The 18,656-nt window shown below is 68.6% G+C and carries 22 protein-coding genes; 12 read left to right on the top strand and 10 right to left on the bottom strand.

The window, feature by feature from the left end; genetic code table 11:
* Position 1: 1 nt before the first annotated feature.
* From P3102_RS34940 to P3102_RS34950, 3 genes are all read right to left on the bottom strand, one after another.
* Positions 2 to 760 carry a 3-hydroxybutyrate dehydrogenase gene (locus P3102_RS34940; protein WP_276364924.1) on the bottom strand — a complete coding sequence of 253 codons (759 nt, stop codon included), beginning with the start codon at positions 758 to 760 and terminating at the stop codon, positions 2 to 4.
* Positions 761 to 918: 158 nt separating this feature from the next.
* Positions 919 to 1,650 (bottom strand): oxidoreductase, encoded by a 732-nt coding sequence (locus P3102_RS34945; protein ID WP_276364925.1) that lies wholly within the window; start codon positions 1,648 to 1,650, stop codon positions 919 to 921.
* On the bottom strand, positions 1,647 to 2,144 hold the full coding sequence (locus P3102_RS34950) for a phosphoribosyltransferase (protein WP_276364926.1): 498 nt from the start codon (positions 2,142 to 2,144) through the stop codon (positions 1,647 to 1,649). The genes P3102_RS34945 and P3102_RS34950 overlap by 4 nt, the downstream gene beginning before the upstream one ends.
* A 115-nt stretch (positions 2,145 to 2,259) precedes the next feature.
* Here P3102_RS34950 and P3102_RS34955 point away from each other — a divergent pair, with 115 nt between their 5' ends.
* The 3 genes from P3102_RS34955 to P3102_RS34965 all read left to right on the top strand — a co-directional run bounded on the left by P3102_RS34955 (position 2,260) and on the right by P3102_RS34965 (position 5,588).
* On the top strand, positions 2,260 to 2,838 hold the full coding sequence (locus tag P3102_RS34955; RefSeq protein ID WP_276364927.1) for a GNAT family protein: 579 nt from the start codon (positions 2,260 to 2,262) through the stop codon (positions 2,836 to 2,838).
* Positions 2,839 to 2,938: 100 nt separating this feature from the next.
* Positions 2,939 to 4,915: an acetate--CoA ligase gene (acs, locus tag P3102_RS34960; RefSeq protein ID WP_276364928.1), complete on the top strand. Its 1,977-nt coding sequence runs from the start codon at positions 2,939 to 2,941 to the stop codon at positions 4,913 to 4,915.
* A gap of 166 nt (positions 4,916 to 5,081) precedes the next feature.
* Complete coding sequence (locus P3102_RS34965) at positions 5,082 to 5,588, top strand: DUF6319 family protein (RefSeq protein ID WP_276364929.1); 507 nt, start codon at positions 5,082 to 5,084, stop codon at positions 5,586 to 5,588.
* 55 nt (positions 5,589 to 5,643) lie between these two features.
* On the opposite strand, the gene P3102_RS34970 is transcribed toward P3102_RS34965, so the two are convergent.
* Positions 5,644 to 5,979 (bottom strand): cupin domain-containing protein, encoded by a 336-nt coding sequence (locus P3102_RS34970; RefSeq protein ID WP_276364930.1) that lies wholly within the window; start codon positions 5,977 to 5,979, stop codon positions 5,644 to 5,646.
* A complete protein-coding gene (locus P3102_RS34975) occupies positions 5,976 to 7,280 on the bottom strand; it encodes an MFS transporter (RefSeq protein WP_276364931.1) in 1,305 nt (434 codons plus the stop codon). The genes P3102_RS34970 and P3102_RS34975 overlap by 4 nt, the downstream gene beginning before the upstream one ends.
* Positions 7,281 to 7,388: 108 nt before the next feature.
* Here P3102_RS34975 and P3102_RS34980 point away from each other — a divergent pair, with 108 nt between their 5' ends.
* Both P3102_RS34980 and P3102_RS34985 read left to right on the top strand, forming a co-directional pair.
* On the top strand, positions 7,389 to 8,069 hold the full coding sequence (locus P3102_RS34980; protein ID WP_276364932.1) for a DUF2848 domain-containing protein: 681 nt from the start codon (positions 7,389 to 7,391) through the stop codon (positions 8,067 to 8,069).
* Between the two features lie 40 nt (positions 8,070 to 8,109).
* A complete protein-coding gene (locus tag P3102_RS34985) occupies positions 8,110 to 8,829 on the top strand; it encodes a VIT family protein (RefSeq protein ID WP_276364933.1) in 720 nt (239 codons plus the stop codon).
* A 19-nt stretch (positions 8,830 to 8,848) separates the two neighbouring features.
* On the opposite strand, the gene P3102_RS34990 is transcribed toward P3102_RS34985, so the two are convergent.
* Positions 8,849 to 10,306, bottom strand: coding sequence for an oligopeptide:H+ symporter (locus P3102_RS34990; RefSeq protein ID WP_276364934.1), 1,458 nt, complete (start codon positions 10,304 to 10,306; stop codon positions 8,849 to 8,851).
* Positions 10,307 to 10,398: 92 nt separating this feature from the next.
* On the opposite strand from P3102_RS34990, the gene P3102_RS34995 reads away from it, so the two are divergent.
* From P3102_RS34995 to P3102_RS35015, 5 genes are all read left to right on the top strand, one after another.
* Positions 10,399 to 10,575, top strand: coding sequence for a hypothetical protein (locus P3102_RS34995; protein WP_276364935.1), 177 nt, complete (start codon positions 10,399 to 10,401; stop codon positions 10,573 to 10,575).
* A gap of 104 nt (positions 10,576 to 10,679) precedes the next feature.
* Positions 10,680 to 11,879, top strand: a complete 1,200-nt coding sequence (gene nhaA, locus P3102_RS35000; RefSeq protein WP_276364936.1) for a Na+/H+ antiporter NhaA — start codon at positions 10,680 to 10,682, stop codon at positions 11,877 to 11,879.
* A 51-nt stretch (positions 11,880 to 11,930) separates the two neighbouring features.
* On the top strand, positions 11,931 to 12,419 hold the full coding sequence (locus P3102_RS35005) for a phage holin family protein (RefSeq protein ID WP_125786241.1): 489 nt from the start codon (positions 11,931 to 11,933) through the stop codon (positions 12,417 to 12,419).
* An 11-nt stretch (positions 12,420 to 12,430) separates the two neighbouring features.
* Positions 12,431 to 13,354 carry an alpha/beta hydrolase gene (locus P3102_RS35010; protein WP_276364937.1) on the top strand — a complete coding sequence of 308 codons (924 nt, stop codon included), beginning with the start codon at positions 12,431 to 12,433 and terminating at the stop codon, positions 13,352 to 13,354.
* Positions 13,351 to 13,764, top strand: coding sequence for a DUF1992 domain-containing protein (locus tag P3102_RS35015; protein WP_276364938.1), 414 nt, complete (start codon positions 13,351 to 13,353; stop codon positions 13,762 to 13,764). Before P3102_RS35010 ends, P3102_RS35015 begins: the two co-directional genes overlap by 4 nt.
* Positions 13,765 to 13,857: 93 nt before the next feature.
* On the opposite strand, the gene P3102_RS35020 is transcribed toward P3102_RS35015, so the two are convergent.
* Genes P3102_RS35020 through nth form a run of 4 tightly spaced genes read right to left on the bottom strand, consistent with a single transcriptional unit; the run spans position 13,858 to position 17,029 of the window.
* Positions 13,858 to 15,042 carry a MarP family serine protease gene (locus tag P3102_RS35020; protein WP_276364939.1) on the bottom strand — a complete coding sequence of 395 codons (1,185 nt, stop codon included), beginning with the start codon at positions 15,040 to 15,042 and terminating at the stop codon, positions 13,858 to 13,860.
* 6 nt (positions 15,043 to 15,048) lie between these two features.
* Positions 15,049 to 15,756 carry a CoA pyrophosphatase gene (locus tag P3102_RS35025; protein ID WP_276364940.1) on the bottom strand — a complete coding sequence of 236 codons (708 nt, stop codon included), beginning with the start codon at positions 15,754 to 15,756 and terminating at the stop codon, positions 15,049 to 15,051.
* On the bottom strand, positions 15,753 to 16,349 hold the full coding sequence (locus tag P3102_RS35030; protein WP_276364941.1) for a TlpA disulfide reductase family protein: 597 nt from the start codon (positions 16,347 to 16,349) through the stop codon (positions 15,753 to 15,755). The genes P3102_RS35025 and P3102_RS35030 overlap by 4 nt, the downstream gene beginning before the upstream one ends.
* A complete protein-coding gene (gene nth, locus P3102_RS35035) occupies positions 16,346 to 17,029 on the bottom strand; it encodes an endonuclease III (RefSeq protein ID WP_276371488.1) in 684 nt (227 codons plus the stop codon). Before nth ends, P3102_RS35030 begins: the two co-directional genes overlap by 4 nt.
* Before the next feature lie 237 nt (positions 17,030 to 17,266).
* Here nth and P3102_RS35040 point away from each other — a divergent pair, with 237 nt between their 5' ends.
* Both P3102_RS35040 and P3102_RS35045 read left to right on the top strand, forming a co-directional pair.
* On the top strand, positions 17,267 to 17,518 hold the full coding sequence (locus tag P3102_RS35040) for a hypothetical protein (RefSeq protein ID WP_005166943.1): 252 nt from the start codon (positions 17,267 to 17,269) through the stop codon (positions 17,516 to 17,518).
* Positions 17,519 to 17,678: 160 nt separating this feature from the next.
* The gene (locus tag P3102_RS35045) at positions 17,679 to 18,353 is read left to right on the top strand and encodes a Crp/Fnr family transcriptional regulator (protein WP_003081747.1); all 675 of its coding nucleotides are present in this window, start codon (positions 17,679 to 17,681) and stop codon (positions 18,351 to 18,353) included.
* Positions 18,354 to 18,656 lie beyond the last annotated feature (303 nt).

Below are 18,656 nucleotides of genomic sequence, written 5' to 3' on the forward strand. Positions count from 1 at the left end.
TTCACGCGGCGGTCCAGCCGCCGTCGAGGGGGATGGAGGTGCCGGTGACGTGGGCGGCGTGGTCGCCGGACAGCCAGAGCACGCACGCGGCGACGTCGGCGGGTTCGATGAGCCGCTTGATCGCCGAGCGGCGGAGCAGGATCTGCTCGATGACGGCTTCGCGGTCGAGCCCGTGTTCTTCGGCCTGTGCCTGGAGCTGGCCGACGACCAGCGGCGTCCGGACATAGCCGGGGTTGACGCAGTTGCTGGTCACGCCGTGTTCCGCGCCTTCGAGCGCGGTGACCTTGGAAAGTCCTTCGAGCGCGTGTTTGGCGGTGACGTACGCGGATTTGAACGCGCTCGCGCGGAGGCCGTGGACGCTGGACATGTTGGTCACGCGCCCCCAGCCGCGTTCGTACATGTTCGGCAGCACGCGGCGGATGAGCAGGAACGGGGCGGTGACCATGAGCGCCTGGACGCGGGTGAACGTCTCCGGCGGGAACTCGTGGATCGGCGCGATGTGCTGGAAACCGGCGTTGTTGACGAGGATGTCGATCTCGGCCGGCAGGGTCTCGACGGCTTGGGCGTCGGTGAGGTCGACGACATGCGCGATGCCGTTGACGTCGGCCGCCGCCTTCGCGACGGCGTCGTCGATGTCGGCGAGGTGGACCTTGGCCCCCGCCTCGGCGAGCGCCCGGGCGCAGGCCAGGCCGATTCCGCTCGCCGCGCCCGTGACCAGCGCGGACTTACCGGCCAGATCGCTGTGATACGCACCACTCATGCCGGACGACGTTAGGTCGCCCGGCCCGCTTGAGCCATGTGGCCACGCCCCACACATGCACCGGGTCTTGTGTGCGCTCCCTACACCCCCGCAATTCGTCACCTGGTTGCGATGGGTCGCGCGCGCAAGTATCGCAACCAGGTGACGAATTGCGGGGTTCAGCCGGCGGCGTCGGAGATGGACTTCGCCTCACGAGCGCCGGCTTCGAACGCTTCACACGAAAAGAGCAGCCAGGCCCGGACGCCCTCGGGAGTTCCCTCCGAGAAGGCCGAAGCGGCTTCGAGGTACTTCGGCACCCGCCGGAAGTACGCGACCTCCGGCACCGTCAGCGCCTTCGGGTCCAGCCCGGTCGCCACCGCCGAAAGCCGCGCCGCAGCCCGCGCGACGACCCCGTCCGCGGACCCGAAAGGCTTGAGCGCCAACAGTTCCCCGTGCACGACGGCGGTCAGCACCGGGCCGGGGACCGACGTCGCGCCGGTGACCAGTTGCGCCAGCATCTCCAGCCGCGGCCCGACGTCACCGGACGACCGCGGCCGCCCGAGCGCGTCGAGATCCGTCACCAGATCCGACGCGGCGAGCACGTGCAAGCGCGCCAGCGCCTGCAACGGCGCACGTCGCCACGTCGGGAGCAGGCCTTCCAGTGCTTCCGCGACCCGCAGCGCACCCGCCAGCACCGGGTCGGTCACCTCACCGGATTCGGGCAGTTCGGGGGCGGCGCCTTCGATCCCGGCCGACGCCCGCGCCGACCGCACGGACGCTTCGGCGGCCGTCGCCGCGCCACCACGCAGGTTCGCGGGCAGCCGGTGGACGGCGAACACCGCGTCCTGTGCCGATTTCGCGGCCGCCGCGACCCCTTCGAGGTCCAGCAGCGGCTTCAGCGGGTCCGTCACGCGTCCAGCACCTGGCCCTCGCGGCGCACGACCGGCGCCTGTACCGACCACGGGAAGTTGATCCACCGGTCCGTGTGCTTCCAGACGTAGTCGCATTTGACCTCGGAGCGTGGCTTTTCGTAGACGACCGCACAGCGCACCTCGGCGACGTGGTCGGCGCAGAAATCGCGGACCAGCTTCAGCGTCGCACCCGTGTCCGCGACGTCGTCGGCGACGAGGACCTTCTTCTTCGTCAGGTCGACGACGTTCGGCACCGGCGGCAGCATCACCGGCAGGTCGAGACGCTGGTCGACGCCGGTGTAGAACTCGACGTTCATCACGTGCAGGTTCTTCACGTCCAGCGCGTAGCCGAGCGCGCCCGCGACGAACAGCCCGCCCCGCGCGATCGACAGGACGAGGTCCGGCTCGAAGCCGTCGTCGGCGACGGCCTGCGCCAGCTCCCTGCCGGCCGTCCCGAACAACTCCCAGGTGAGCTCTTCCCGCTCCTCGGCCATGCTGCCTCGCCTTCTCGATCGTTCCCGCGAGCATAGGCAACGCCGAAGTGGCCTTCTCGAATGCTCCAGAAATGGATATCCGATAAGGCCATTATGGAGAGGTAACGTCGGGATCGTGACCGACTGGACCGACCACGCGACCTTGACCGGTGACCGCGTGCGCCTCGAACCGCTCACCCGCGACCACGCGAAGGGCCTGTACGCGGCGGGCTCAGATCCGGCGATCTGGACCTGGCTCAGCCTTCGTCAGCCACAGGACCTCGCCGCGGCCGAAGCGATGGTCGACGACATCCTCGCCGACGCCGACCGCCGCGCCTGGGCACAGCTCGACGCTCGCACCGGCGAGGTCGCGGGCACGACGTCGTTCTACGCGATGAACGCGCGCCACAGGATCGTTTCCCTCGGCCACACCTGGATCGGTCCCGCATGGCAGCGGACCGGGCTCAACCGCGAGTCGAAACTCCTGTTGCTCCGCCACGCTTTCGACGACCTCGGCGCGAACCGGGTCTCGTGGGAGACCGACATCCGCAACCTCCGGTCGCAGAAGGCGATCGAACGTCTCGGCGCGCGACGGGAAGGAGTGCTCCGGGCGCACCGTGTCCGGCCGGACGGAACGATCCGTGACACCGTCGTCTACTCCGTCACCGGACCAGAATGGCCCGCGGTCCGTACCGCTTTGTCCTCAAGCGTGTGAACGCCGCGCACAACCACGATGCAACCTTTTACTTCGCGTCGTAACGTCGATAGCGTGCCAACGGGCGTGAAGACACGCGAATCACAGGAGGCATCGCACCATGACCGAGCAGTCGCCGGCGCTGGACAATTTGCTCACGGAGAGCAGGACCTTCCCCCCGAGTGAGGCTTTCCGCGCGCGAGCGAATGCCACCGCCGACTTCTACGCCGAAGCCGACGCGGACCGGGAAGCGTTCTGGGCCAAGCAGGCCGAGCGACTCCACTGGGAGACGAAGTGGTCCCAGGTACTGGACTGGACCAATGCACCGGTGACGAAGTGGTTCGTGGGCGGGAAACTCAACGTCGCGTACAACTGCGTCGACCGTCACGTCGATTCCGGGCACGGCGACCAGGTCGCCATCCACTGGGTCGGCGAGCCCGGCGACAACCGCGACCTCACCTACGCGCAGCTGAAGGACGAGGTGTCCAAGGCCGCGAACGCCTTCGAGTCCCTCGGCCTCACGGCGGGTGACCGGGTCGCCATTCAGATGCCGATGGTGCCCGAAGCCATCGTCGCGATGCTCGCGTGTGCCCGTATCGGTGTTCTGCACAGTGTCGTCTTCGGTGGTTTTTCCCCGACAGCACTGCGATCCCGGGTGGACGACCAAGCGGCGCGGATCGTCATCACCACCGACGGCCAGTACCGCCGCGGCAAGGCCGCCCCGATGAAGGTCAATGTCGACGAAGCGCTCGAAGGTGCCGAATCGGTCGAGAAGGTCATCGTCGTCCGCCGCACCGGCGAAGAGGTCCCGATCACCGAGGGCCGTGACCTCTGGTGGCACGACCTGGTCGACGGCCAATCCGCGAAGCACGCGCCGCGGGCGTTCGACTCCGAGCACCCGCTCTTCATCCTCTACACCTCCGGCACCACCGGGAAGCCGAAGGGCATCCTGCACACCTCCGGCGGCTACCTGACCCAGGCCGCGTACACGCACCACAACGTCTTCGACCACAAGGCAGGCGAAGACGTCTACTGGTGCACCGCCGACATCGGCTGGATCACCGGGCACACCTACATCGTGTACGGGCCCTTGGCGAACCGGACGACGCAGGTCGTCTACGAAGGCACGCCGAACACCCCGCACGAGGGCCGCCACTGGGAGATCGTCCAGCAGCACAAGGTCTCCATCTACTACACCGCGCCCACACTGATCCGCACGTTCATGAAGTGGGGCAACGAGATCCCGCGGAAGTACGACCTCTCGTCGCTGCGTGTGCTCGGCAGCGTCGGCGAGCCGATCAACCCCGAAGCGTGGATCTGGTACCGCGAGAACGTCGGCGCGAACTCGGCGCCGATCGTCGACACCTGGTGGCAGACCGAGACCGGCGGGATCATGATCTCGCCGTTGCCGGGCGTCACCGCCACGAAGCCGGGCTCGGCGCAGAAGGCGTTGCCGGGCATCTCGGCGAAGGTCGTGGACGACCAGGGTGCCGAGGTCGGCAAGGGCGGCGGCGGATACCTGGTGCTCGACAAGCCGTGGCCGGGCATGCTGCGCGGCATCTGGGGCGACGAACAGCGTTTCCGTGAGACCTACTGGTCCCGCTTCGCCGATCAGGGTTACTACTTCGCCGGCGACGGCGCGAAGTACGACGCCGACGGCGACGTCTGGCTGCTGGGCCGGGTCGACGACGTGATGAACGTGTCCGGGCACCGCATCTCGACCACCGAGGTCGAGTCCGCGCTGGTCTCGCACCCGACGGTCGCCGAGGCCGCCGTCGTCGGCGCGACCGACCCGACCACCGGACAGGGCATCGTCGCCTTCGTGATCCTGCGCGGCAACGCGGCCGACGACGCCGCCGGCGGCGAAGCCGTGCAGGCGCTGCGCGACCACGTCGCCAAGGAGATCGGGCCGATCGCGAAGCCGCGGCAGATCCTGGTCGTGCAGGAGCTGCCGAAGACGCGCTCCGGCAAGATCATGCGCCGACTGCTGCGCGACGTCGCCGAAAACCGCCAGGTCGGCGACGTCACCACGCTGGCCGACTCGTCGGTGATGGATCTGATCTCTTCGGGTCTGAAGTCGGGCAAGACCGAGGAGTAACCCTCCGCGCGCGCCATGAAAGGTCCTTTCCTTGCAAAATTTGCAAGGAAAGGACCTTTCATGGCGTCCGACACGCCTTAGCACACCCCAGCGCGCCTTACTCGAACGCCTGTTCTAGGATGTGCCGGGTACCACCCCATACCCGGGCAAGGAGACGACACCGACGATGACCGTGGATGCCTTGACGCGCACTGACGCCGCGTCCGAAGAAGCGGCTACCGAAGCGCCCGTCGACTCGACGCCGCAGGCGGAGGCCACCGAGACCCCGGCCGAGTCCAAGGCCGAAACTCCCGAAACGACCGACGCCCCGCAGTCCGACGAGGCCCCGGCTTCCGACGAGCAGGTGGCGGAGTCCCCCAAGCCCAAGCGTGGCCGTCCGAAGGTCGCCACGACGGCGAAGAAGACCCGCACCGTCGAGCTGACCCTCACGGTCACCGGCACCGCCGACGGCGAGTGGCAGGCCGAGCTCAAGAACGGCAGCAAGTGGGTCGCGAAGGGCCTGGAGATCCCGGCCGCGGCCGTGTCCCGCGCCGCCAAGGAACTGCACGCCGACCTGTCCGGCCCGATCGACGAGGTCATCAACGCCGCCCGCGAGCTCCAGGCCGCGAAGGTCGCTCAGCTCGAAGCCGAGCTGGAGAAGGCGAAGCTGGCGCTGGCCGAGCTGGACGCGTAAGACTTTTCTCCCGACCGGGGCGGACGTTGGATATCAGTGTCCGCCCCGGTTTTTTTCATTCCGCGATCGGCGGCCGCGAAGGCAGCGGCGTCTTGAACTCGATCCACTGACTGTCCACAATGGCTTGGACACTGTGCGGGACCCCGCGCGGGTGGACGATGGTCTCGCCCGCTTCAAGCGCCACTTCGCGGCCGTCGAGAGTGCCGCGAAGCGAGCCGGACAGCAGATACACGATGCTGTCGTGGTCGTGGCTGTGCACGGGAGAAGCGACGCCCGCCGGGTAGGCGATCTCGTACGCCAGCCCGCCTTCCGCCGTGGCGAGCGTCCGGAACCGGCCCGGCCCGCCGATCAGCGGCAGACCCTCCACTGTGGACATGGGCGACCAGGTCATCGCACGGACTCCATCGCCGCCGCCTCCTCGCGGTCCGGGTCACGGGCGAGCAGGACACCGACGACGGTCACCACCGCGGTGGCGAGCAGGTAGACGCCGATCGCGACCCAGGTGCCGAAGCCGGCCAGCAGCGCCGTGAACAGCAACGGCGCGGGTGCCCCGCCGAGCACGCCGGCGAGGGTGTACGCCAGCGAACTGCCGGTGTAGCGCAGACGCGGTGAGAACTGTTCGGTGACCAGCGCGGCCTGCGGGCCGTAGAGCGCGGCGTGGATGACGAGGGCGAGCACGATGCCGAGCGCCAGCATGACGAACGAACCGCCGCTGACCATCGGGAAGAACACGAACGGCCAGATCCCGGCGGCGATGGTCGCGACCAGGTACATCTTCCGCCGCGAGACGCGGTCGGAAAGCGCGCCGAACAGCGGCATCAGCACCAGCTGGAACGCCGAACCGATCATCACCGCGGCCAGTCCGGCGCCACGCGAGAGACCGGTGTGCGTGGTGACGTAGGTGAGCACGAAGACGGTGAACAGCGCGTACAGCACGTCCGGGCAGACGCGGATCAGCACGGCCGCGACCAGTGCGCGGCGTTCGGTGCGGAAGACCTCCGAGATCGGTGCCGACGAGCGCTCGCCACTCTCCTGGAGCTGTTTGAAGACCGGGGTTTCCTCCAGCTTGAGCCGGATCCACAGGCCGAAACCGACCAGCGCGCCGGAAAGCAGGAAGGCGATCCGCCAGCCCCAGCTGGTGAACTGGGCCTCGGTGAGGAGCGCGGCCAGTACGGCCAGGACACCGTTCGCGAGCAGGTTGCCCGCGGGCGGGCCGATCTGCGCGGCCGACGCCCAGAAACCGCGTTTGGCCGGATCGCCGAACTCACTGGAGAGCAGGACGGCGCCACCCCATTCGCCGCCGATGCCGACACCCTGCGCGAACCGCAGCGCGACGAGCAGTACGGCCGCGAAGCCGCCGATGGTCTCGTACGTGGGCAGGACACCGATGAGGAACGTCGCCACCCCCGTGAGCACGAGCGTCATGACCAGGATCCGCTTGCGGCCGAGCACGTCGCCGAGGCGACCGAAGAGGAATCCGCCGAGCGGCCGGGCGAGGTAGCCGACGGCATAGGTGGAAAACGCCGCCATCGTGCTCGCGAGCTGATCTTCCGACGGGAAGAAGAGATGCCCGAAGATCGTCGCGGCCGCCACCGAGTAGGCCGCGAAGTCGTACCACTCGAGCGCTGTTCCCGAGAGGCTGGCCGCGAAGGCCTTGTGCAGCGAGCGCCGGTCACCGGCTGGTGAGGTCATGTCCACATCCCGTCCGTAGGAGATCCGCAACCCCGCCGGGAGGGGTTGAATTGCGGATATACTCCTTGTATACAAGCTGTATGCGCAACCCCCGATTCCGGAGGACAGATGCCTGAGCTGTGTTTCACCCTTCCCGACGGCCAGGAGCGGCGGACCGAGGTCCACACGCTGCTGAACGCCGGATACGCCGGTCGCAGCCAGGAGGACGTCGCCGCCCACGTGGCCGAACTGGCCGAACTCGGCGTCCCCGCCCCTTCGGTGATCCCGGCGCTTTACCCGGTCGCGCCGTACCTGGCGAGCCAGACCGACGAGGTCCCGGTGCAGCACGAGCGGACCTCCGGCGAGGCGGAGTGGGCCATCGTCATCACCGGCCCCGCCCCCGAGGACGTCCTCCTGACCGCCGCCTGCGACCACACCGACCGCGCGCTCGAAGCACACGGCGTCGCGTGGAGCAAGAACGCCGGCCCCGACGTACTCGCCACCAAGGCCTGGCGGCTCGTCGACGTCCAGGACCGGCTCGACGACCTCACCCTGTCCGCCTGGGCCGGGGAAACCCTGATCCAGCAAGGGAAACTCGCCGAACTCCTGCCGCCGTCGTACTGGCTGGACGTGCTGCGCGAACGCGGCCTCCACGCTCCGGGCACCGTGCTGATCTCGGGGACCATCCCGATGGTGCACGGCGTCGACCAGTTCGCCGACTCCTGGCGCGTGGAACTGGGCGACCCGGCGACCGGCGAGACGATCGAACTCGCCTACACCGTACGTCGGCTGCCCGAACCGATCGGTTAGCTCGCAAGAACTCCTTACCCACTTGTGTTTCACTCGAACGGTGACCGAAACCGTATCGACCGAGCATCCCCACGAGCCGCACGCGGACTTGAGCGGCAAGCTGAACTGGCTGCGCGCCGGGGTACTCGGCGCGAACGACGGGATCGTGTCGGTGGCGGGCATCGTGGTCGGCGTCGCGGGCGCGACCACCGACTCCACCACGATCGCCACCGCGGGAATCGCGGGCCTCGTCGCGGGCGCGCTTTCGATGGCGGGCGGCGAATACGTCTCCGTGAGCACGCAGCGCGACACCGAACGTGCCCAGTTGCGGCTGGAAGAACGCGAATTGAAAGAGATGCCGGAGGCCGAAGAACGCGAACTCGCGGAAATCTACGAGCAGAAGGGTCTTTCACCGGAACTCGCCGCCGAGGTCGCCCGCGAACTGACCGAAAAGGACGCGCTGCAGGCACACGCCGAGGCCGAACTCGGCATCGACCCGGGCCGTCTCACCAGTCCGTGGCAGGCGGCTTGGGCATCGCTGGTGGCGTTCACCGTCGGCGCGTCACTGCCGTTGTCGGCGATCGTGTGGACGTCGACCTCGGCGCGGGTCTGGGCATGCGCGGCGGCGGTCGTCGCCGGGCTGGCGCTGACCGGGATCGTCAGCGCGAAACTCGGCGACGCCCGCGCCGGCCGCGCGATCGCACGGAACGTCGGCGTCGGCGCGCTGACGATGCTGGTGACCTACTACGTCGGCGTGCTGTCCGGGACGACCGTCGGGTAGCCGCACGGGATGAAGGGCGTCAGTGCACGCCCTTCATCAGCTTGCGGATCAAGGGTGTGCCGAACAACAGCAGGACACCGATGGCGATCGCGACGCCGCCGACGATCCCGAAGTACGGCGCTTCGTCCTGCGTGTCGTAGTACTGCGCGAGTTTGCCGGACATCGCCGTACCGAACGAGATGGACAGGAAGTTCAACGCCACCATCTGCGTGCGGAAGGCCGTCGGTGCCAGCTTCGTGGACAGCGACAGCCCGACCGGGGAAAGGAACAGTTCGGCGGCGGTGAACACGAAGAGAATGCCGACCAGTGCCGGCAGCGGACTGCCGTTCGCCCCCGTCCCGACCATCGGCAGGAAAAGCAGGAACGCCACGCCCATCAGCACGGTGCCGAACACGAACTTCATCGGCGAGGACGGCTGGCGGGAACCGAGTTTCGTCCAGATCGCGGCGAAGATCGGCGCGAAGACGATGACGAACACCGCGACGATGGAGTTGACCCAGGCCACCGGCATCTGCCAGCCGAACAGGTCCCGGTCGAGCCGCTGGTCGGTGTAGGCCTGCACGACGGTGAACTGCTGCTGGTACAGCGAAAAGAACGCGGCGCTGGCGATGAACATCGGAATGAACGAGTACACCCGGCTGCGCTCGTCCGCGGTGATCTTCTTGCTGCTCAGGATCACGACGAAGTAGATCACCGAAATGACGCCGACCAGCCACACCACGAGGTTCGCGAGGTTCTCCGCCCGGATCACGCCGGCGAGCACCAGCACGACGATCAGCGCGGCCACCACGAGCACCGCGCCGCCGACGAGCACCCGCTTCGAGGTCGGCAGCGGATTGGGGATCTCCCGCGCCTTCTCGCCGAGGTTCTTGCGGCCGATCGTGTACTGGATCAAACCCAGCGCCATCCCGATCGCCGCCAGGCCGAAGCCGAGGTGGAACCCGAACTCCTTCTGGGCGAGCCCGGTCAGCAGCGGCCCGACGAAGGCACCGATGTTGATGCCCATGTAGAAGAGGGTGAACCCGCCGTCACGCCGCTCGTCGTCGGCGGCGTAGAGCGTCCCGACGATCGCCGTCGCGTTGGACTTCAGCCCGCCACTGCCGAGGGCCACACAAGCGAGACCGACGCCGATCCCGGCGAAGCCCGGCAGTACCGCCAGGCTGATATGCCCGATCATGACCAGGAGCGCGCTGTAGAACAACGTCCGTTCCGAACCGAACAGCCGGTCGGCCACCCACGCGCCGACGACCGCCGACAGGTAGACGAGACCGCCGTAGGCACCCACGATGCCCAGCGCGGTCTCCTGCGCCATGCCGAGGCCACCCCGGGAGGCCTCGTAGTACAGGTAGATCGCGAGGATCCCCTGCATTCCGTAGAAGGAGAAGCGTTCCCACATCTCCACGCCGAACAGGTTCGCGAGCCCTCGTGGGTGCCCGAAGAATCTGGTGTCCCGTTCGACCTCGGTAGAGGTACTCACCACACTCGTCCTTGGCTAGACAGCGTTGTCAAGTGGCATGGTAGAAGGCCGATGCGTGACCTCCTCACCGGCCTCGGGGCGCCATCCGGTCGATGACCGAGTCAGCTCTTTCGCCGTCTTCCCAGGCACTCGACGCCGCGGTGGTGGCCGAAGAGAACCCGGCAGCGATCCTCGAACCCGCGCGTCTGCTCCGGTTCGGCACGGCTCCGGCTCAGCACGGCTTCGGCGTGGTGCGCGGATGCGCATCCGAGGTGTGGTCGCGGTCATGAACGGGCTGCTACCAGCCTCTTCGGACGTTAAGATGGCGTCAAGGTGCGCCGGGAAGCCTGGTCGGCAACAGTGTTCGTCGTCGCCGAAAAACCCGGAGGATGCCTTGTCCGGCCCCACCCGCCCAGCGAAGACCGTCGTCGCCGATTTCGCCCGCTACCTGCGCACGGAGACGACCGGCGGGATGATCCTGCTCGGCGCCACCGCGATCGCCCTGCTCTGGGCCAATTCGCCCGTCGACGACCTTTACCGCGCGATCCGCGATTTCCGGCTCGGTCCCGAATTCCTCCACCTGAACCTGACGATCGGCGACTGGGCGAAAGACGGCCTGCTCGCGCTGTTCTTCTTCGTCGCCGGGCTCGAACTCAAACGTGAACTCGTGGTCGGTGAGCTTTCCCGGTTCAAGCAGGCGATCCTGCCGGTGGTCGCCGCGATCGGCGGCATGGTCGTCCCGGCGCTGGTCGCGCTCGCGGTCGGCTGGGGAACGCCGGGCATCGAACGCGCGTGGGCCATCCCGGTCGCCACGGACATCGCGTTCGCGCTGGGCGTCCTGGCGTTGACCGCGTCGAACCTGCCGAACAGCGCCAGGGTCTTCCTGCTCTCCCTCGCGGTGGTCGACGACCTCGGTGCCATTCTCGTCATCGCGATCCTGTTCACCGCGAAGTTCGACCTCGTCGCCGCGGGTGTCGCCGTCGTCGCGCTCGCGTTGTACGCCTACCTGCAGAAACGCCGCGTCCGCAGCGCCTGGATCCACGTGCCGCTGGCCTTGATCACCTGGATCGCGGTGCACTCGGCGGGTATTCACGCCACCATCGCCGGCGTCGCGCTCGGCCTGCTCACCCGCGTCCGCGCCGACGAGGGCGAGGAGCACGCGCCCGCGATCCGGCTCGAACACCGGTTGCAGCCGTGGTCGGCCGCGGTCGCGGTGCCGTTGTTCGCGCTGTTCGCGGCCGGGATCAAGGTGGACGGCGAATCGCTCGGAGCGGTGTTCACCACCGCGTTGCCGCTGGCCGTGCTGATCGGACTGGTCGGCGGCAAGCTGCTCGGCATCTTCACCGCCAGCCTGCTGGCGGTGAAGTTCAAACTCGCGGAGAAACCCAGGGGGATGGGCTGGCGGGACATCGGCGCGTTGTCGATGCTCGGCGGCGTCGGGTTCACGGTGAGCCTGCTGATCGCCGATCTCGCGCTCGACGGGGAGGCCGTCGAACTGGCGAAGGCGGCGGTGCTGATCGCCTCGGCCATCGCCTCGCTTTCGGCCGCCGCGATGCTGGTGCACCGCAGCCGCGTGCACGCGCGCGAAGATTGAGTAGGCGACACTCGCCGGTCCGCCGCGCCCGTGCTCGGGGCACGTGGCACGATGACCGGTGTGAGCAGCCCCAAGCACGAACGTACCGGTCCCGACGGCGTGGGGGCCGTGCCCTACCTCCCCCTGTCGAGCGATGACGACGTGGTAGCGAGCGAGCAGTCCCTCGGGAAACTCGTCGGCGATGCCACACAACACGTCTCGACGCTGATCCGCGCCGAGGTCGAGCTGGCCAAGTCCGAGGTCGTCGCGGAGGCGAAGAAGGGCCTCAAAGGCGCCATCTTCTTCCTGGTCGCGCTGGTCATCGGCCTGTACAGCTCGTTCTTCTTCTTTTTCTTCCTCGGCGAGCTGCTGTCGGAGTTCCTGCAGCGCTGGGCGGCCTTCCTCATCGTGTTCGGGCTGATGCTCGTCTCGACGGCGGTCGCCGGCTTCCTCGGCTATCGCAAGGTGAAGAAGATCAAGGCGCCGGAGCGCACGATCAACAGCTTCAAGGACACCGCCGCCGCGTTCAAACCGCGGCACGGCGCCGAAGACCAAGACTGAGTCTTCGAGCGGTGCAGGCGACACCGGATCCGTCGATCGTCCGGATCGACGGCCCGTGGACCCATCGTGACGTCTCGGCGAACGGCATCCGGTTGCACGTCGCCGAACTGGGCGACGGGCCGGTGGTCCTGTTGCTGCACGGGTTCGCCGAGTTCTGGTGGACCTGGCATCACCAGCTGACGGCGTTCGCCGACGCCGGGTTCCGCGCGATCGCGGTCGACCTGCGCGGCTACGGCGACTCGGACAAGCCCCCGCGCGGCTACGACGCCTGGACCTTGGCCGGTGACGTCGGCGGGCTGATCAAGTCGCTCGGCGCGCGCAAGGCCCATCTCGTCGGCCATGCCTGGGGCGGCATGCTCGCGTGGACGGTCGGCGCGCTGCACCCCCGGCTGGTGGCTTCGGTCAGCGTGCTGGGCGGCGCGCATCCGCTGGCGTTGCGCCGGGCCGTCCGGCGGCCGGGACAGCTGCGGGCTTCGGGACATCTGTTCCGGTTCCAGCTACCGATGGCGCCGGAGAAATGGCTGGTCAAGGACGACGCCCTCGCCGTCGAAGAGCTGTTCCACGCCTGGTCTGGTCCACAATGGACGGACACGGCCGACTTCACCGAGACCGTGCGGACGTTCCGGCAGGCGATGCTCGTGCAGGGAGTTCCGCACAGCGCGCTCGAGTACTACCGATGGGCGTTCCGTGCGCAGTTCCGCGGCGAAGGCCGCCGGTTCGGTGAAGCGCTGCGAGGTCGCTTCGCTCCCCGCGTGCTGCAACTGCACGGCGAGGAAGACCGGTGCGTCCTCCCCGAGACGGCGGCGGCGTCGAGGCGCTGGGCGCCGGATGCTCGTCTCGAGCGCTGGCCCGGCATCGGGCACTTCCCGCATCTGGAGGCCCCGGAGCGCACTTCGGCCGCGCTGGTGGACTTCCTCCGTATCTTGGAAGCATGACCGAGCGCAAACCGACGGGCGTGTCGTTCGAGTCCTGGGTGGACCGGCAGGTCAGCGCCGCGGAGGCGAGAGGCGAGTTCGAAGGCCTTCCCGGCGCGGGGAAGCCGCTGCCGAAAACCGACGGCAACGACACGGCGCTGGCCTGGGTGGTGAACAAGGTCCGCAGCGAAGGGCACGACGTTTCGGCGCTGCTGCCCCCGTCACTGGCCATCGCGAAGGAGCTCGACGACCTGCCGGACACGCTGGCGCGGGTGCGTCGTGAGGCGCGGGTGCGGGAGATCGTCGAGGACCTGAACGAACGGATCCGCGCCGAGCACCGGCGTCCGGCCGGCGGTCCGGTGCTGCGGGCACGGCCGCTGGACGTGGAGGAGGCCGTCGCTTCTTGGCGCGAGGGACTCTCTGGCTCCTGAGGCCCCCTCCGCGCGCTATGAAGGACGCTTTCCTGGCAAATTTTGCCAGGAAAGCGTCCTTCATCTCAGCCGGGAGGGGGCGGCCGAGGAGGGCTAGTTCGCGCAGGGACCGGTCGACGCGTTCGCGCTCAACGCCGGAGCCGTCTCCACCACGGGCCGCACCTGCTCCGAAGTCAGCGTGAAGCCGGTCTCCGGATCTTCGACGGCCGCGCCGAAGACGACCCCGATGACCTCGCCCCCGGGGTTGATCATCGGGCCGCCCGAGTTGCCGCTGCGGACCTGCCCGCGCACGGTGAACACGTCACGCTGCACGGTGTTGGACTCGTAGATGTCCGGGCCGCGCAGGTTGATCCGGCCGCGCACCCTGGCCGGGGTCGCGGTGTACGGGCCGTCGAGCGGGTAGCCGAGCACGATCGCGTTGTCGCCTGCCCGCGCCACCCGTGGCGTGAACGGCAGCACCGGCGCCTGGAGCCTCGGCACCGCGAGCACGGCCACGTCGGCCTCGGGATCGAAGTAGACGACCCTGGCCGGGAACTTGCCCGAAGTCGACTCGATGGCGACCTCGTCGGTGCCCGCGACGACGTGCGCGTTCGTCATCACCCGCTGCGGCGCGACGACGAATCCGCTGCCTTCCAGCGCCCGCGAGCACGAACTCGCGTTCCCGCGGATCTTCACGACGCTGCGGTGCACCTGTTTGACGATCGCGCTCGCCTGCAGTGCGGTGTCCGGCGGGCCGGTGTCCTCGACGTTCGGCTTCTGGAACGGGTCCACAATGGACGGGAAGCCCGACGCGTCGAGCAGTTTGCGCAGTTCGCTCGGGAAGCCCTGCGCCGCGCCCGGCATGACGTCGTTGACCTCGCCGAGCACGACCGAGCTGTTGATCGACTTCGCCAGCCCCGGCACTCCCGAGACGGCCGTGAGCGGCGTGGCGATCAGCCACGCGACCACGAACACCACGGCGGCCTGCACCACCGCGCCGAGCGTCTTGTCGACACCGGAAAGCTTGTCCGGGTTGATCTTCTGCCGCAGTCTCCGGCCCGCCCAGACGCCGAGGGTCTCCCCGAGCGCGACCAGGAAAACCACGGTCGCCACCGCGAAGGCGACCTTCGCCGCCGGATGTTCGAAGAGTTCGACGATCAGCGGCGCGATCTTGATCCCCGCGAGCGCGCCGAGCACCACGCCGACCAGCGACGGCAGGGCGATGATCACCCCCTGGAACGCGCCGGACACACCCGCCAGCAGCGCGAGAAGGATCACCAGTACGTCGACCCAGTTCACCGGCGCCTACTCCTTCTCCGGCACTTGCCGCCCGTCGACCCGCGCCTGATGTTCGGCCAACGCTACGTCAAGGTCCCGGACGTCGCCGTGGTCCCAGTCCCGTTCCCAGCCCCCGAGCGACAACGTCATCGCCAGCAGACCGCCCGTGAAGCCCCACACGAACAACCCGCCGACGTCGAACGCGGGCCCCTTCCAGTCATAGCCCTTGCGCGTGACCTGGAACCGGTTGGCCGGGTCGGTGAGTTCGGCGACCGGCACCCTGGCCACCGCCGCCGTCTCGCCGGGGTCGACGGCGTGCACCGGGGACGGTGTCCGCCAGTAAGCGAGCACCGGCGTCACCGCGAAGGCCGACACCGGCACGAACAGTTCCGGGAAGATCGCCAGCGGCAGCACGCCGCCGGGTTCGACGCCGGTCTCCTCCTCCGCCTCGCGCAACGCGGTGCCGACCGGCCCGTCGTCCTCCGGTTCGGCGCCCCCACCGGGGAAGGAGACCTGGCCCGCGTGCGAGCCGAGGGTGTCGGCGCGGCGCTGGAGCAGCACGTCCGGCCCCTGCGGGCCCTCGCCGAAGAGCATCAGGACGGACGCGGACCGGTAGCTCGCGTCCGGCGGCACGCTGAACCGGCTGAAGGTGGCCGCGTCGACCTCCCCGCTGATCTTGACCAGCGGCTGCAACCAGGCGGGCACGGCTTCGGCGGCCACGAGGGGGCCGGTCATGGTTTCCCTTCCACAGCGGCGCGCACCTGGTCAGTGTCCAGGAAGACGCGTGGGTTCTCGATGAGCCGGACGTCACCGCCCGCCGTGACCAGGTACGTCGCGGGAAGGGAGGAAGGGACCTTCAGTGCCGTCCGCGCCGGACCCGACCGCCCGTCACCGTCGAACACCGAGGGCAGCCGGACATCCAGCTCGGCCAGCATCGCCAGCCCGTCGGCCCCCGAGCTCGCCACCTGGACGAGGAGCACCCGGGCGGCACCCGGCAGCGCGGCGTATTCCTGCAACAGCGGCAGTTCGGCGCGGCACGGCTCGCACCACGACGCCCACAGGTTGACCAGCACGGGACCGCCGGAGAGCACCTTGGCGAGGTCGACCCGGGAGCCGTCGCCGAGACATTCGACGTCGACCCCGCGCAGCTTCGCCACCTCGCCCGGCCCTGGTGGCGGGCAGGAGGCGAGCGCGGCCTTCGCACGGGCGGCCGTGAGATCCCCCGACGTCTTGGCGGGTTCCTGGGCGTCACGGGTGGTGAGCAACGCGACGATCAGGGCCACCACCAGCACCGCGGCACCGAGGGCCAGTTTGGTGACCCTGGTCACCGGCGCGCCGCCAGGTCGAGGATGTGGTCGCGCTCTTCACCCTTGACCAGCTTCGCGGCCTCTTCGAAGTCCGTCGGACCGATGCCGTACGAAGGGCACATCTTCGCCAGCGGGCAAGCGCCACAGGCGGGTTTGCGGGCGTGGCAGACCCGACGGCCGTGGAAGATCGTCCGGTGCGAGAGGAGCGTCCACTCCTTGCGCGGGATCAGCTCGGCGACGGCGCGCTCGACCTTGACCGGGTCTTCCTCCTCGGTCCAGCCCCAGCGGCGGACCAGGCGGCCGAAGTGGGTGTCGACGGTGATCCCCGGGACCCCGAAGGCGTCACCGAGCACGACGTTGGCCGTCTTGCGGCCGACACCGGGCAGCGTGACGAGGTCCTCCAGCTTGCCGGGCACTTCGCCGTCGTAGCGTTCCACCAGCGCGGCACCCAGGCCCAGCAGCGAGTTCGCCTTGGCACGGAAGAACCCCGTCGGCCGGAGGTACTCCTCGAGTTCGGCGCGGTCGGCGCCGGCGAAATCGGCGGCGGTTCGATAGCGCGCGAAAAGCGCGGGCGTGACCTGATTCACGCGGACGTCGGTGGTCTGCGCCGACAGCACGACCGCGACCAGCAGTTCGAGTGGAGTGGTGAAGTCGAGCTCACAGTGCGCGTCGGGGAACTCGTCGTCGAGGCAACGCTTCATCCGCCTGGCGCGTCTCACGACTGCGAGCCGGCTTTCACCCTTGCCCCCCGCACGGGGGGCGTTGGTGGGGGCAGGAGGCACCCCGATAGCCTACGGGCGCCATCGGACGAGCCGGTGGGAGCACCCGCCGGTCGACGACCGACACGCCAGAGCACCACCTCGGCCCTTCGATCGAGGACGCCATGAGCGAGGATCTGGAGTAATGCACAACTTTTCGGAATTCCCGGGGCAGGGCGCATGACCGTCTGGTTCGTCATCCTCGTCCCCTTGGTGATCATGTTCTTCGCGCTGTTCATGGAACGCGTGGAAACCCGGCTCAAGCACGTCGCGGTGCAGGAGAACGAAGTCGAGGAGTTTCTCGAGCAGGCGCAGCCCAACGAGGTCAGGGCCCTTTACGGACACGGGATCGGGCGTGCGCTCGAGCTTTTCCGGCTGCGCAGGCTCGGCGGGAAGGCGGCCAGGCTTCGCGCGCGGCGCGTACGGAGTTAGGCTCCACGTTCGAGCGAGATCGTTCCGGGCACGCGCGCACGTTCGGCGTGCCGACGAGCGATCTCGCGCGCACGACCTAGACTGACGCGAAAAGTGATCGACGACACGGTCCTCGGCAGAATGAGGATCGACGTCGTATCTCGATGAGGAGGCACCCGAGGTGGACGAAACCCTGGCCCGAGCGGGCATTTTCCAGGGTGTTGAGCCGGCAGCCGCCGAGGCGCTGGCACAGACCTTGGAATCCGTGGAGTTCCCGCGCGGGCATGTCATCTTCAACGAGGGTGAACCCGGCGACAAGCTTTACATCATCCAGTCCGGCAAGGTGAAGATCGGCCGCAAGTCACCCGACGGCCGCGAGAACCTGCTGGGCATCTTCGGCCCGTCCGACATGTTCGGCGAGCTGTCCATTTTCGACCCCGGCCCGCGGACGTCCAGCGCGACGACCGTCACCGAGGTCCGCGCGGTGACGATGGACCGCCCGGCCTTGCGGCAGTGGATCTCCACCCGCCCGGAGATCGCCGAGCAGTTACTGCGCGTGGTCGCCCGCAGGCTGCGCCGGACGAACAACATGGTCGCCGAGCTGATCTTCACCGACGTCCCCGGACGCGTGGCGCGCGCGCTGCTGCAGCTCGCCCAGCGGTTCGGCAGCCAGGAGGCCGGCCTGCTGCGGGTCACGCACGACCTGACGCAGGAAGAGATCGCCCAGTACGTCGGCGCTTCGCGCGAGACCGTCAACAAGGCGCTCGCCGACTTCGCGCACCGTGGCTGGTTGCGGCTCGAGGGCAAGAGCGTCCTGATCCTGGACCCGGAGCGCCTGGCCCGCCGCGCCCGCTAGGGCCACCCCAGCCCCGCAATTCGGCACCTGCTTGCGGTGCTTGCACGTGCAAGTACCGCAAGCAGGTGCCGAATTGCGTGTCCGGACACAACGAAGAGCCGGGCGCCACCCCCGACGTGGCGCACCGGCTCTTCGCTGTGCGCGGGCCATCCCCCGACGATCCGCGCTTCCCCGTCCTCCGGAACAAGGCCCCGACCCGTACGCCGGAGGAGCTGGAGACTGTGTGGTTGTCGTACAACCATCCACGGCCGACGGCCGTGAACTCAAGTTCTTTCACCCTCAAGGACGCCATCTGCGTCGATT

Origin of the sequence: Amycolatopsis sp. QT-25 (assembly GCF_029369745.1) — a bacterium.
Taxonomy (GTDB): Bacteria; Actinomycetota; Actinomycetes; order Mycobacteriales; family Pseudonocardiaceae; genus Amycolatopsis.